Genomic DNA, 14,115 nt, shown 5'->3' on the forward strand with positions numbered 1-14,115 from the left:
CTTAAAGGAGTCACTTTAATGGATGAATTATTAGAATTTATAAGTATGTCAGAAAAACAATTAAATGAAAAACAAGTTAGTTTAGAAAATGAGAAGATCAAGATTTTAACTTTTTTAGAAAAAAATCTTTATGAACAGGATCATTTTAAAAATGTAATGTTCCAAGGAAGAGTGAAAGGAGCTTCTAGTCTCTCCGAAAAAATTATAAGAAAAAGATATGCGGATAAATACAAAAAGAATGCCAATAATTTTATAGATGAGTTACCGGATATTATTGGTATACGTTTAGTATGTATGCTAATAGAACAGGAAGAAAAGCTATTTAATTTTATTAAATCTATCTTCTGTATACACGTAAAAAAGGAATATTATAGCATTTCTGAATTGGTTGAATTAAAAAACACGCTTCTAATTAGCCATGCTAAGCAACCAGAAAAACAAAAAAACGATAAAAATATTTATCGTATCAGTTGTATATGGATCGATGATAATTTTAATGAAATAAATGTCGAATTACAGATAAAATCTTTGATTAATGTATTTTGGGGAGAAATTGAGCATATGTTATTTTATAAAAATTATAGTTATATGATTGGATCACATTTTTATGTTGGAATGATGGATACCATATTTAAAAGTCTAGTTGCTTTAGATGCTCAATTGCAGCTAATGAGTCAACAACTTTCTAAAAAATCTAAAGAGCAACAATTAGATGAAATTAAAGAAATGTTTACAAAATTTATGTATACTATGTTTTCTGAGAAATTTCAACAAAATTTGATCAATATAGAAGTGGATCTCCGTGAAGTATACAGTTTAATGATACAAATTGAATTTAAAAATGTCTCTAGTCTTTCTAGGGGACAAAATGTTATGAGCAAAATTATAAATCATGCTTATAATGATACTCAATTTCGTAAAGATTTATTTGATTATGAGATCTATGAACCGGATAAAACAATTTTACGCGAAGAACGAAAAGAATTAGGAATTATTTTAGACAACTTATATAAAAGTGCCGATGTGTTTTGGAAAGCATTTATAGGAATATATAAATTTTTTGTAAATAAAGACTCAAATACTGAAGTTATTGACAGTATGGTCAATGATCTAATGTCGTTCTATAATGGATTTGATGAATTTTTCGATATAGAAGATGAGGGTAAGGATGGAAAGAAAATTATTAAAGAAGGCATTGAATTAGGTATAATTGATGCTTTTAAAGCTTATCAAAAGTTAGATTTCTTTTTAATTAATGTACATCAAAAAAATATATTTATAAATGTATCTGACTATTTACTAGATATAAAGAGTCGTTTTCTCTCTCTTAATTCTGAAGAAATAAAAAAGCATGAGAGAAGCACTATCTTAGAAGTAATAAAGTCTGCATTCACAATTCATATCTTACTTACTATAAAAACAACTATAAGCTTAGAGCAGCTGCAATCTATTTATAATGAAATTCATGATAAGGAAATTAGTGGAGAATTATTCGATATAGAAGAATTTGAAAAAACGATAAATAAAAAACATCAAAGTTTTTCATTTGATGATTTAAATACTATTTTTGTAAAAGAGAGTAATAGAGAGGAGGAATAAAATATGGATTCTAAAATGGACTATGAACTAGCTTTACAAAGAAAGATTTTCTTAGAAAAGCAATTCATACGTGTGAGTCAAGGGAACTATGAAATGTTCATGTTATCATTTACCGCAGATGAATTAATACACTACACAGCGGTTCATTATTTTAAAAATGATATGAGTAATAAAGGATATCAACGGCAATTAATAACTAATCATTATAGAAAAATTTCTAAATATATAGAAGAGGAAATCATTTTTGGTAATGATCCGATACTGCCACCTGCTATTTTGGCAGCTACAGATCCAGATGACGTTGAAATAAAAATAAATATCATAAAGTTGAATCGAGTTATACGCATTGTAGATGGGCAACATAGAATTCGAGGATTAAAATATCTGAAAGATAATAATCCTGAAGTTTATGCTCAAATCAAAAATTATGAATTCCCTGTAATATTAATGATTATAAAAGACAAACAAAAGATTCATGAAGTCAATACATTCGTCAATATAAATAGTAAAGGAAAAAAAGTAAGCACTGACCTAGCTATCTTATTACGTGATAGAATTAGAGAAGAAGAATTTAATGAGCACAAAAACCATCTAGATGATAAAGAATTTCAAGAAGCTATAGCGACAGCTATTGTCAAAAAATTAGATCAATCTATCGAGTCTATATGGTATAACTTAATAAAAATGGCTGGCGGAAGTGACGATAAAGGGAAACCTATTAGTATCAATGCATTTAATCAATCATTAAAAGAAATAATATCTTTATACTTGCAGACTAACTGTATCGACAACACACAAGTAAACGTGTCTGGCGTTGCAGATGATATCTCCCCTTATATAATAAATATTTGGAAATTAATCACTCAAAAATGGCCTGAATGTTTTAATTATTACGAATTGGTAAAACACAATCCTCAATTCAATATTCAAAAAGGTATTGGAGTTTATCCAATACACCAATTAGGTTATGAATCACTAGCATACTGTTCTACTGATTTTAGTGCTGCACTAAATCACTTTAAAGAAGTGATCCATCAAAGTCATGTAGAATATACAGATTGGAAAGTTGGTGGCATACTGTCGTCATACAATTCACGTGCAGGGTTTAAAAACATAGCTTCATTTATCAAAAATGAGATAAATTTATATGATTTCTAAATTTGTTCAGCTAATTTATTAATAATATAAATAAAACGACTTAGCTTTGTTAAAAGTTAGGTCGTTTTACTCTTCAGAGAAATATAAATTACATAATTTAATCTACTAAAGATTTTATTAATTGTGGAATTTCTGCTAAATCCTCGAACCATACAATTTGAATACCTAATTGTGCATAGTGCCTTTCTCTCGATAAATGAAATGATTCTAAAAATGCTTCTAATAACTCAGAAGAGTTATCACGAAATAATTGCTCATATTGATTTTCTTCAATTTCTAGTTCTAATCTTTGCATCAGAGCAAAGTGCTTTAGCTTATTATGATTTTTACTAGCAGCTATATCTAATATTCTTCTCATATTTGGATCACTCATTGAAAGACCAATAAATAAACAAGTATTTCCTTTTAAAATACTTAATTGTGTAATATTAGACCATGAAAATGAATTAGTATACATATCATGATAGGATTTTTCAGTAAGAACTATCGGATTCAACTCATTAGTCTTATTAAATTGAGGTAAATAACCATGTACATGATATACAGGTAGGCAATTGCTATCTACTTCATCTTCTTCTTTAGAAATAGATTTACAAGTTACAGGTATATCTTTTAGATGTTGCTCTAATAAATCATCATAATTAAAAGTGATTACATTCTGCACTTGGTATATTCCTCTATGATTACACAACTTAGCCAACCATTTTAAAGTTGGAGAAGTGAACTTTTTTCTAGTACGTCCATATAAAGCTTTATGAACTTCCTTTGGTAAGGACATAGCTCCTAAATTTGATTCTAGAAAAGAAGCATTAATAATTGGAGAATCATCGCCTAATTGACTTAGCAAGTCTGTTAAAATTTTATCTTCTTCTTGAGTAGTTTTAAAGTTTTTAAGCTTACCTTCACTTTTTCTCATTTCTTGATAAACAGAAGCATTAATTTTTTCCAAAAGTATATCCCAAGTAGGTATTCCTGCAGATCTGGAAACTCCTGCACCCAAAAAGAGCGCTAGCTTGTTTGATCTCAAATCTTGTTTTATTTTTTGAAGATGATGAGTTCTACGAACTTTCCATTCTGCTATTTCTATTATTTGATTCATGTTGTCCACAATTTCTCGATCTTCTATTAGAGATACCAAGTTATTACTTATTCGAAAGCTTTTTATTTTAACAGCTTGAGATATTGCATATCCTTCCGTTCTACGCTTAATTGCTAAACTTAAAACACCAATTTCATTTGTAGTATTAAAAACAAACCAGTGATTTTTTTTAATGACTTTCAAGATTTCATTTATACTTGAGGGTTTATTAAGCTCTTTAAGCGCTAAAATTGCAGCATCATAAATCTTCAAAGTATACCTCCAAATATATTATTATTTTATCTGCTCAAATAATCCCAGTTCATTTTTGTCTATTTGACTACTTAAAGTAATCCTGATAGTTTGTCTTACTTCTTCCAAAGTTTTTCCACACGCATTTAATACATGACTAGGCTTGCTAGAACTACAAGCAGATCCAGAAGAAAGTGCAGCATATGCAGAAAGTTTTTTCAGTAATAATTCATTATTAACACCGATAAATTGCAAGCTAATTAATCCAGGGATCTTGTTCTCTTCATCATTATTAAAAATAATCTTTCCTTCCAAGTTAGTTTTAAAAATACCTAATAAATACTTTTCTAGCTCCTTAAGCTTTTCTGCATTCTTTTCTAAATTGCTCGCTGCAAGCTCAGCTGCTTTGCCTAACCCAACAATATTATGCACAGCCAACGTACCACTACGATAGTTATTCTCTTGCCCTCCACCATGCATAAGTGGAGTCAAGCGAGTATAGATCTCTTTCGATTGCTTCCGAATAATAGCTGCCCCAATACCTTTCGGACCACCAATCTTATGCCCAGACATCGAAAGAAAACGAAGCCCTGGCATTTTTCTCATATCTACTGATACTTTACCAATCACTTGCGTTGCATCCGTATGGAAGAACTGCCCATTCTCTTCAAATACCTTTGATAATTCTTCAATCGGGTTAAGCGATCCAATCTCATTATTTCCCCACATAATAGAAGTTAGAAGTGGCTGCATCCGTGCAGTCACTTCTTTTACTTGCTCTACTCCTACTCGTGCATACTGATCCACGTCCAAGAAAGACACGTCATAGCCGCGCTCTCCAAGAAAGTTAAACGTTTCAATGACAGAGGGATGCTCAACTTTAGTGGTTAAGAGCTTATTATTCGCTCCTTCATCACGACCATAATAGTCCGCAATCCCTTTAATAATCATATTATTACTTTCTGTAGCACCACTGGTGAAAACGACTTCATCCGGATCACATCCTAGCAAAGTAGCTACCTGTTCTCTGGCTTTGGCGACTGCTTTTTTAGCATTTTCAGCTAGTGAGTAAAATTTGCTGGATGGATTACCGTACTCTTCTTGAAGGTAAGGCATCATCGCTTCTAATACTTCTGGATGAATTTTAGTCGTTGCACTATTGTCTAAATACAGCATACCAAGTCCCTACTTTCTTAGAGTAATAAGGCACGGACAAATCGTTCGAAGTTACCCGCGCTCTTGTATTCCGAAGCCAGTGAACGAATCCCACGTTCCAAGTGAGCATTAAAATAACCAGGGAAATACTCTTCATCCGACAATTCTTTACCTGCCACTTGGGTAATTAACGCTTTGAATACATAATCGTATTCCCCTGTTACTGTGTTCCGATTGAGTACTAGACCATCTGTAAAATCTTTGGTTACCGGCTCTACCGTTCCATCCAGAATACTATTTCGTAGGGAGAGGCTAACCGCGTAACGAATTAAAATATTAGGTGTAATGCCTGTCGACGCATGTAATTGAGTTAGATTGTCTTTCGCATATTTCGATGTTCTTAGAGTAAAGTTCATGATTGGCTGCTCTCCTCACTGATCGTAAAGTAGCGACCTTTCACAATTTCGGCGCTATGCGTACTTTGATTAAATTCTAGTGTGTAACATTTTGCTGCCACGTCTTTGAGTAGAGCAAATTGTTCTGCTCCAACTTCAGAATCGGTTGTGAACATCAATACTTGCTCACCGCATCTTGGAATAAAATGCTGAATAAGTGCCCGTTTATGATCTTGGTCTAGACGTCCCATTAATGTATCGAAAACAAACGGCAGCTTCCATCCTGATACTTTAAACATCGCCCAGATGATCGTTAACATAAGCATTTCTTTTTCGCCTGCAGAAAGACGTTCTTTGGTAATATGATGCTGCTCACGATTATACAAATTCAATTCAAAAGTTAAGTGATTGATATGAATTCGATCAATATATTCCTTTTTGCGGAAAAGAATATTAACCATTTTAGTTGCTTCGTTTGCTACGTCGTCTAACTTCTTACGCCATTGGCGCTCTCTAAAACGTTGACTAACCAACAGCAATTTTTCGGTCATAACAAAAGAATTCTCCGCTTTATGATATTCACGGATTTTATCTGTAATTTTGTTAGAAGATAAAGTATGCAAACGAATTGTCTCGTTGGCTTCTTGGATCTCTTTATTATATTGCTCGATCAGCAAACGTAATTGTTCGATACGCTTCGTTTTTGTTTCAATTTGTTCTAAAATTTCTTTGAACTCACTGGATTGATCATTATTCTCGATCGATTTGCGCAAGGTTTGAGATTCTGCAAGCATCGTTGCATTCTGGTCAAAAAGCTTAATATACTCTTGAGCATCAATCTTTTGAATCTGATTGAATAGGTTTTGAATCTCGCTACGTTGCGCGAATGATGCTCTATGAATCAATTTAATGTTCTCTGGCTGCATAATGGCTAGAATACCTCTATGCAAATGATCAATATCGTATGTCACATTCGTTTGACCAACTGTATGTTGAAGCTCATGAATCAGATCATTTAGCTTTTTCTTATCTAAAGCAGAGGCTACGTATTCAAAAGATTCATTCTCTTTCTCTAAATCAAGTTGCTTCACTACTCTGCCTAATAAATCTCTAGTGATATAAAAAGGCATTAATGAAGTTATAAATGAGCGAATTTGCTCTGTATTTGCTTTTCTCTTATTCTCAATTGTATTAACTTTGGCTAACAGCTGTTGTCTCTCATCACGCAGCAAACCGCCATGTTCATCAAAGTCTTTTTTATGCTGTTTTATTTCATCGTTCAAACGTAATGTTTCATCTTCGCTTAGTGAAATAAGAGATTGTTTTTCCTCAATAAATACCTGTAATTCATTTATTTGATTAATCAGACTTTCTTGCTCAGCAATCTCTTTAGCTGCACTAGCATTTTTTTGAGCATATTGCATTCGATAAGCCTGCAAATCTTTTTCTAGATTCATAAAAAGATCTAAATTGAACAAAATCTTACCCGAATCATTCAAATACTCTGGGATCTTTTCGTCGGAAACAATTCTTGAAATATCTTCTCCATCAAAAAGACAAAGCTCAAAAAGACGAGGAGGCATTTCTTCACGTAATCTATTTTGAAAATCAGATTGCTTTTGCGTAGTTAGATACTGACCATTTTTCAATACACTAAAGCTCTCTCTAATTTTCTCATTTTTAAAACGCCATTCTCGTACTAATACATAATCGACAGTTTCAAACTCTTCTGTAGCCGTATACTCCAGCTTGATTTGAAACTCGTTGCTATTACTCTGTACAGCAGAGCGATTAAGCAGCGAATGAATTTTGCGGAAATAAGGTTCGTTATCATTAACAAAGCCATATGCTAACGAGCCAAATAATACAATCCGCAAAGACTCTAGAATTGTCGTTTTACCTGCACCATTCTTACCACCGATTAGAATAACATTCTTCTCCGGGGTAGTATTGAAATCAAAATGATGTGGTCCATGATAGGCTCCTATGTTGCGGAGCAGTAATTTAGTAATCTGCATGAAAAGCTAATCCACCTTTTAAAGATGCAAGAAGTCTTGCTTCAGAGTTTTATCGAATGCTTGGAACAGACCACGTCTGACTTTTACGCCAGAGTAATCTTTTTCTACCGAGATCAATTGTTTGAGAACACTCAAATTCACGCCTTCTTCTTGGCAAAGCGTCTCTAAATCAGTCAATTGATCTTCTTTGAATACAGGACGATCATTATGATTCCAATCATATGTCTCACCTGTTTCTTCTTCTACAATCAATGGCAAGCGATCTTCCCACTGTAAGTCATCATGCCAGTACTTGCGAATAGCTTTGAGTTCTTCAACGGTAATCAATTCAACATTAGGATCATACAATTCACGAACTTGTTTCTGCGTACGGAGAAGCTGTCTTAGAATCTCTTCACGAGCTTTCAAAGTAAATGGACCCACACCAAAGCGTTTGAGTGAACCATCTTCTTCTTCAACTAATATATTCAGATCTTCTACAGTAGCTAGATTGATATTGTTAGAATCTAAATACTGCTTGATTTCAGCTTTAGTTATAATTACTTGTCCTTCTTCAGGCTCATCATTATAAGGAAGTAGATATACTTCGCCATTCATCCGTTGTTTTTGTCTTTTAGAGTGATCTTCTCTAATCTGAACTAAGAAACTTCTAAAATCATATAATGGACGAAGCCAGTCTATACCATTGTTAATAAAGCCACTCAATGCTTTATCTTCACTTACTACGGTACAAGTCCAGCAACCAAAACGACTATTGCCACAAGATCCTGCACTTTCCTTTACTTCTTTATCAACAATTAATGGGCATTCACTATTCGAACTTTGATAAAGCTCAAGCAGTTCATTATTATCATCGCCCCAAGGTGAATCGTATTGCAGCAGGAACTCCCATACATCATCAACATCAAATACACGAATCGGAGCAAAAACAAAAGCGTTTCTTAACGTAGAGTGACGCATAAGCTTTTTGCCTTCGATCGTATGAGACTGCATTACTGCAGCGCGAGTTGCACTTTCTGAATCACGTACACCAAGTAGCATGATGACCTCGCCAAATTGATCTACTTTATCCAAAATAAAGCGGTTAGCTGGCTCGATTTTCAAACGGTCTGTACACCATCTGAACTTCTGGCGTGGTGTTGGATACCCTTTACCTATAATAGAAGACCAGAATGTTTGATCCACTTTAGGACGAACCTTTTGTGTTTCGAATGGTAGTCCAAGCTCTAGAGCTTTTTTCTGAATTCTACCTAGCGTACGAGTAATTTTATCAATAATAAGTGGCGTCTCTACTTGAGTATCTGAAGAAATCACATAGACTTTCTTATGCAGTTGTGACGCTTCAAGCTCTTGAAGTGCCTGAAATACTAACTGAACGACAGCAGTAGAATCTTTACCTCCACTAAATCCTACTACCCAAGGACGCTCGTCCATCAGATAAACTTCTTTCACTAATTCCTTCGCTTCTGTAAATTTCGTTCCTGTATTAAATATGTTAAGTTCCAAGAGAGGAATCCTCCTTTATTTTGTCTTCAATTTTCTGTTCCTGTTCTGTAAGAGGAAGTCCAATTTTTAGTTTGATCTGATTGGCTGTTAACTGGATCGTTTCGTTGTTTTTATTAATACGACCTGTCTGGCCATAAGCACGACCTTCCCAGTCAGCCTTGTTATCTCTTTGCCAATCCACCATTTTAAGCTTTTTAATGTAGGTTTGCCATTCATCTGGATGATAGACATATAAATAATGACCTATAATACCGATCGCTTCTAAAAAGATGCCATGTGCCACTACGGAATTTACTCGTAATTCTCTAGGTGAGACGTTCTTTTTTAAGACTTCTTGCCATTCTGGAATCGATACACAAAGGAGTTCCCAGAATTGCTTTGTAAACTCTTTTTCTTGATCGGAGAGAATATCTCCCTTTTTTTTACCTAATAGACGACTGGTAGTATTAAACACATGATTTAGAGCAAATAGCTTAGGGGAGTTTTTAGATAAATTCACTTTTTCTCGATCTACATATCTTTCAAGTAAAGGGATTTCGGTTAGTAAACTTTTAGTGATAAGAGACAGCTGGTCACGATGATCATATAAAATCCCGATCGATGATGTCGTATTGACTGCATGCCTATTTAAATCCGAAAACATTTGTTGTGAACGTGTTAAACCTAAATCATGAAAAAACACTACTGAGATTGTCTCATCACCAAGCTCAGGAGAAATTTTTAGAGCTTCTTCAATAGCAGCTCTACGATGTTGACCGTCATTAATAAGAAACTTAGAATCAAGAGAGATGGTAAGATATCCTATGTCTTTCAAATCTTTAGAATGTTCCTGGAAGACCATCTCCCCATCAACCGAAGCGGTTAACGAAGAAAATATGTAGTCTTTAGGATTCTCTAAAATGTAGTTCGTGATGTCTGGAACCCTTGCTTTATTCATAAGGCGCTGAGCACGATGTTCTGCCGGAATCTCTTCCTCATCAAACAGAAAAATCTTAGGAATTAAACGTAGAGGACACATAACGGTATAGAACTCTCTACTTGCTTGAATCCCCCTAAGAGCAGGAAAGCTATAACTGAAGTTCATCAGCATCCTCCTTTATTACGTACGTAATATTGTAATTTGCTTTTATATTTTACCTAAATACGAACGAATGTTCAATGCTTTTAAGAATTTCTCAAATTAAATTTTGTTTTTAAAGAAATATCATGAAAATATTTTTATTATTTCTTATAGGATTAGAAGTTTAGGATAGAATTTAGGATTATTTAAAATAATAAATACGGAGGAATTTTATTTTGAGTTGGTTACAATTAATCGAAAAATTCGAACAAATGTACAAAGATGAAAAAATTCAGAGATTCCTTGATTTAATAAGAATAATTGGTAGTATAGCCTTCTTTACCTTTGTGCTAGGTTCTTATCTATTTAGCTTAGGTTATTGTTTTTTATACGGCCTTTTTATAAAGGGAGGAGGTACAGGCTTTTCTCTATTACATATGATAACATTGCCTTTTTTATTTAATCATCATACTGTATCAATCATTACTATTTTACTCACCTTAAGTATTGCCTTTATGGTTTCTGCAGTATTCACCTTTAGAGAAAAACATACAAAATCAATTATATTAGTAATTTTGCTTTTTATTTTATTTCATATTTGTTTATCATTATTCTTCATGGAAGGCGATAATTTGAAATTTAGAATTATAAATTTTTTACCCGTATGGATATTGCCTTCACTTTTAACTATAATGATTTTTTGGTTCATACGCTTCCCACTAAATATGTGGTCAAGTTTTTCTGGTTCTTTATATTTTTTACTTATATCAGGAATATTATTGGCTTATACTGATCTAAGTGATACTTATACAAAATTACTTGCCCCTTTTGTAGTTTTTATGGGAGGTATACTATTTTCGTTTGTTAAGCAATCCTGGCTAAACAAATTAAGAGTTCGTACATTTATATATTTCCCTTATGCTTTCACTTTAATCTCACTTATAATCTCTTTGTTTGACTGGATAAATCAAAATGCTTCATTCACGTCATCTAGATTTTTAATTTTGACGATTATATGTTGTTCCGTAGTTGTAAGTATCGCTACTTCATTTATTCCTATCAAAATCAAACCTATTTTTCAGGAAGAAGAATTAAAAAAAATAAACAAATACTACTATTTCAAAAAGTTCACTTCTCAAACTAAACCAGTAAAATATAGCTTTATATCTCTCAGTATACTTATTTTTGGCGTTCTCAGTTCTTATGTAGCAGTGAATTGTGGGGAAAATATGAGGTTGACTCTTTCTACTCAAAACCTATCTTTACAGTCTGTAAAAATACTAAATAACTCTTCTGAAACACTAATACAAGGGAAGATTTTATCAATACAAAATGGAGTTTATTATATTTCCGATGAAAATTGGAATTTGAAAATTATAAAAGCAGATGAACTTATTATAGATTAGAATGGCTCCCAACTATAAATTATAGTGTAGGTTAAATTCGCCTCTCTTTTTGTAACTCTTTTAAATTTCGATTCTCACTTCAACAAATTTTCAAGAAGATTAAACACTTCATAATCTTAATTCTAATACTGTTAAACCCATCATATTTGTTGCTGTCTTATATCAAAGAGAAATATCATACTGTGAGATATATAGCAAAGAAAGCAGCCAGAAGGCTGCTTTCTTTGCTATATTTATTTCTTTTATAAAGAATTTATAAAATATCGCGTGTAACATTCACTTTGGTATCTCCATCTCCAAAAAGATCGATTAGATTTTTTTGGTTAAACTGATAGATAGTTTGCCATCCACCATTAGAAACGCGAGCATAGACTTCGTAAGAAGGGAACCCATCATGTTCCCCTTCTAATGTAATTGTCCCATTTTTTCGTACTGTCAAATTAAATGCGTAGTTAATTTTGGGAGCGCCTGGAATCAACGGGATACTTGTTGCATTTTTCAATGAAAGTGTATAATAGTCTCCGGCTCCTCCTGTCAAACTAGAAGCAATTACTTTTGCAGTAATATTTTCTGTACCTGCTGTTGCCTTTCGTTCGCGTACATTTCCATTTTTAATTGTCGTAATTCTTTCAACAGATTCTCCAGTTCGTGGAGTGGAATTCCATGTTCCGCCATTATTATTAAATTCCATTGTAATGTACTGAGCAGTTCTAAAACTGGTAGCTTCTTTTTGGAATCCTCGGTTATCTCCTTTAAGTTCTGATTTGTACGATACACCATCCAGAATTTGTAGTGGAGAAGGGACCCAAGCATCTTTAATAAAAGTCATAATTTTCAAAGCAAATGTAACAGCCATTATATTTCCTCCAGCATTTATATGATAAATCCGTTTTGGAGAATGATATTTGCAAAGACCATTCTCTAATCTTCACAAATACTTATCAAAACGAGCTCTCATATATAAAGGGAAAAAATAATGCTTTTTCACAACCTATACTTTAAATTATTTTTTTGTTTAAATTTCAATTTTCTATTTTTGTGATTTACTGTTATGTTATACTATAGTGAAAAATAGTACATTCTTTTACTGTTTGTTTAATATTTGATTAGCTAGGAGTGAACTAAAAATGAGAGATAGTACTCGTCAAAGAATTGGACTACTTTCTATACTTGTAGTTGCTGTTATAGCTATTGTAATTATTGTAATGATAGTGATGAATTCACGTCGTGCCAGCGTCTACCTGATTCCGGAGAACTACAATGGATGGATACAGATCATTTACAACCAGCAGAGCTATCCACCGATCGACACCAGTCTCACCAAAGCTACCTTCCCTATCGGATCAGACGGTGTCCTTCGGACTTCAACACCAGAGGTATCTGAAGGGATCGCAGAAGATCAGTATTACTGGGTAAATGCACAGGGAGAACGAACGCCAATCGATACGCAGAAATTGATACACGGCAAGAGCGTCCGCAGCAGTGGAACAGACGGTACTGAACAAGACTCTGAAACTGTAGCCGAGGAATTTTTTGTAGGTACAGAGGAAGCGTATAAGCAGACTCCGGCTCCTTCGCTGGAAGATCATTTATAATATTGAATGATATGCTCTCTTTTCTACGACTGGTGTGATTGAAGTTATATTCATATCCAGGAATTTTCTGTGGTTAAGCCATTATACTTTCTGAATATGTCCAGCTATCCTGATAGTAAGCTTAGAAGAGCAGACCCGCTTAAAGGGCTGCTCTTTTGTTAATTCTACTAGTTATACGTCAAATTCGCATGCATAATACCATCCTTACCACCGGGAAAAGGATCTACATACTGAATACCCAGAAAGCCCAGCTTCTCCTTCCACTGTTCTCTCTGAAGATCGTGGTAACTCTCACCATATCGATCAAAGACATACGACAATACGAGTGCATGGATAGAAGCTGCGCCATTCTGCATCTTTACCCAGGATTCCGGTAGAACGATCTGATGATCGCTGGAAGAGATGGAGTGATCGGAAAAGTTCAGGATCATCTCGGAATCATCCTTTTTCACTATAGCGATCTTGCGCTTGCTATCCCAGGTAATCTGGTTAGCATGGCCTTTGAAAATGTCTTTGACCGGAATGTAGATTGTGCTGTATACCTTTTCCTTGGCAGAAGGGCCAGTGATGAGAAGACTGGAACGGGTCAATGTACCTGCGTAGACCGATTTGGCTTTTTGGACAAATCGATCGGAACTTGCAGCAGCAGCGGCTGGATGATTCCAGTATACGGACAGGATACCCATTGCTAATAGGATGCTGGTCAGTACTTTTGCGGCTTTGTTCATAATTACCTCCCTGATATTACATTTTTGGTATATCCTATCTATATCTATAACGTTGATTGAGCTCCAAGAAGTGCAGGCAGTCCCCATATAAAGTAACGAACGAGCTGACATAGCCTTTTCCTATAACCCATTATCACTATTAACAGTTACACCCTCTCGCCCTCC

At 34.0% G+C, this 14,115-nt stretch carries 12 protein-coding genes; 4 read left to right on the forward strand and 8 right to left on the reverse strand.

What is annotated here, in order from left to right; all coding sequences use genetic code 11:
- The first annotated feature begins 18 nt into the window (after positions 1–18).
- Positions 19–1,599 (forward strand): nucleotidyltransferase family protein, encoded by a 1,581-nt coding sequence (locus WH46_RS20640; protein ID WP_046228168.1) that lies wholly within the window; start codon positions 19–21, stop codon positions 1,597–1,599.
- A 3-nt stretch (positions 1,600–1,602) separates the two neighbouring features.
- Positions 1,603–2,757 carry a DGQHR domain-containing protein gene (locus tag WH46_RS20645; protein ID WP_046228169.1) on the forward strand — a complete coding sequence of 385 codons (1,155 nt, stop codon included), beginning with the start codon at positions 1,603–1,605 and terminating at the stop codon, positions 2,755–2,757.
- Between the two features lie 97 nt (positions 2,758–2,854).
- Here WH46_RS20645 and WH46_RS20650 read toward each other — a convergent pair whose 3' ends face one another.
- The 6 genes from WH46_RS20650 to dndB are packed head-to-tail and all read right to left on the reverse strand — an operon-like array spanning position 2,855 to position 10,245.
- Positions 2,855–4,108, reverse strand: a complete 1,254-nt coding sequence (locus WH46_RS20650; protein WP_046228170.1) for an SIR2 family protein — start codon at positions 4,106–4,108, stop codon at positions 2,855–2,857.
- Between the two features lie 21 nt (positions 4,109–4,129).
- Positions 4,130–5,263 carry a cysteine desulfurase family protein gene (locus WH46_RS20655; RefSeq protein ID WP_046228171.1) on the reverse strand — a complete coding sequence of 378 codons (1,134 nt, stop codon included), beginning with the start codon at positions 5,261–5,263 and terminating at the stop codon, positions 4,130–4,132.
- Positions 5,264–5,280: 17 nt separating this feature from the next.
- The gene (gene dndE, locus WH46_RS20660) at positions 5,281–5,658 is read right to left on the reverse strand and encodes a DNA sulfur modification protein DndE (protein WP_046228172.1); all 378 of its coding nucleotides are present in this window, start codon (positions 5,656–5,658) and stop codon (positions 5,281–5,283) included.
- Positions 5,655–7,655: a DNA sulfur modification protein DndD gene (gene dndD / locus WH46_RS20665; RefSeq protein WP_046228173.1), complete on the reverse strand. Its 2,001-nt coding sequence runs from the start codon at positions 7,653–7,655 to the stop codon at positions 5,655–5,657. Before dndD ends, dndE begins: the two co-directional genes overlap by 4 nt.
- Before the next feature lie 18 nt (positions 7,656–7,673).
- The gene (gene dndC, locus WH46_RS20670) at positions 7,674–9,161 is read right to left on the reverse strand and encodes a DNA phosphorothioation system sulfurtransferase DndC (protein WP_046228174.1); all 1,488 of its coding nucleotides are present in this window, start codon (positions 9,159–9,161) and stop codon (positions 7,674–7,676) included.
- Positions 9,151–10,245 carry a DNA sulfur modification protein DndB gene (gene dndB / locus WH46_RS20675; RefSeq protein ID WP_331458241.1) on the reverse strand — a complete coding sequence of 365 codons (1,095 nt, stop codon included), beginning with the start codon at positions 10,243–10,245 and terminating at the stop codon, positions 9,151–9,153. The genes dndC and dndB overlap by 11 nt, the downstream gene beginning before the upstream one ends.
- A 212-nt stretch (positions 10,246–10,457) precedes the next feature.
- Between dndB and WH46_RS20680 the strand changes: the two genes are divergently transcribed.
- Positions 10,458–11,627, forward strand: a complete 1,170-nt coding sequence (locus WH46_RS20680; RefSeq protein ID WP_046228176.1) for a hypothetical protein — start codon at positions 10,458–10,460, stop codon at positions 11,625–11,627.
- A gap of 253 nt (positions 11,628–11,880) precedes the next feature.
- Here the strand turns inward: WH46_RS20680 and WH46_RS20685 are convergent, their stop codons facing one another.
- A complete protein-coding gene (locus tag WH46_RS20685) occupies positions 11,881–12,483 on the reverse strand; it encodes a DUF3238 domain-containing protein (protein WP_046228177.1) in 603 nt (200 codons plus the stop codon).
- A gap of 271 nt (positions 12,484–12,754) precedes the next feature.
- Between WH46_RS20685 and WH46_RS20690 the strand changes: the two genes are divergently transcribed.
- Positions 12,755–13,222, forward strand: coding sequence for a DUF6843 domain-containing protein (locus WH46_RS20690; protein WP_046228178.1), 468 nt, complete (start codon positions 12,755–12,757; stop codon positions 13,220–13,222).
- Positions 13,223–13,389: 167 nt separating this feature from the next.
- Here WH46_RS20690 and WH46_RS20695 read toward each other — a convergent pair whose 3' ends face one another.
- Positions 13,390–13,950: a stalk domain-containing protein gene (locus WH46_RS20695; RefSeq protein ID WP_046228179.1), complete on the reverse strand. Its 561-nt coding sequence runs from the start codon at positions 13,948–13,950 to the stop codon at positions 13,390–13,392.
- Positions 13,951–14,115: the final 165 nt, after the last annotated feature.

The sequence above is a fragment of the Paenibacillus dauci genome, assembly GCF_000971985.1.
Classification (GTDB): Bacteria; Bacillota; Bacilli; order Paenibacillales; family Paenibacillaceae; genus Saccharibacillus; species Saccharibacillus dauci.

Coding starts and splice junctions, on each gene's coding strand:
- WH46_RS20695 (WP_046228179.1), bottom strand. CDS start 13,950: ATGAACAAAGCCGCAAAAGTACTGACCAGCATCCTATTAGCAATGGGT.
- dndE (WP_046228172.1), bottom strand. CDS start 5,658: ATGAACTTTACTCTAAGAACATCGAAATATGCGAAAGACAATCTAACT.
- dndD (WP_046228173.1), bottom strand. CDS start 7,655: ATGCAGATTACTAAATTACTGCTCCGCAACATAGGAGCCTATCATGGA.
- WH46_RS20645 (WP_046228169.1), top strand. CDS start 1,603: ATGGATTCTAAAATGGACTATGAACTAGCTTTACAAAGAAAGATTTTC.
- dndB (WP_331458241.1), bottom strand. CDS start 10,245: ATGAACTTCAGTTATAGCTTTCCTGCTCTTAGGGGGATTCAAGCAAGT.
- WH46_RS20690 (WP_046228178.1), top strand. CDS start 12,755: ATGAGAGATAGTACTCGTCAAAGAATTGGACTACTTTCTATACTTGTA.
- WH46_RS20685 (WP_046228177.1), bottom strand. CDS start 12,483: ATGGCTGTTACATTTGCTTTGAAAATTATGACTTTTATTAAAGATGCT.
- WH46_RS20655 (WP_046228171.1), bottom strand. CDS start 5,263: ATGCTGTATTTAGACAATAGTGCAACGACTAAAATTCATCCAGAAGTA.
- WH46_RS20640 (WP_046228168.1), top strand. CDS start 19: ATGGATGAATTATTAGAATTTATAAGTATGTCAGAAAAACAATTAAAT.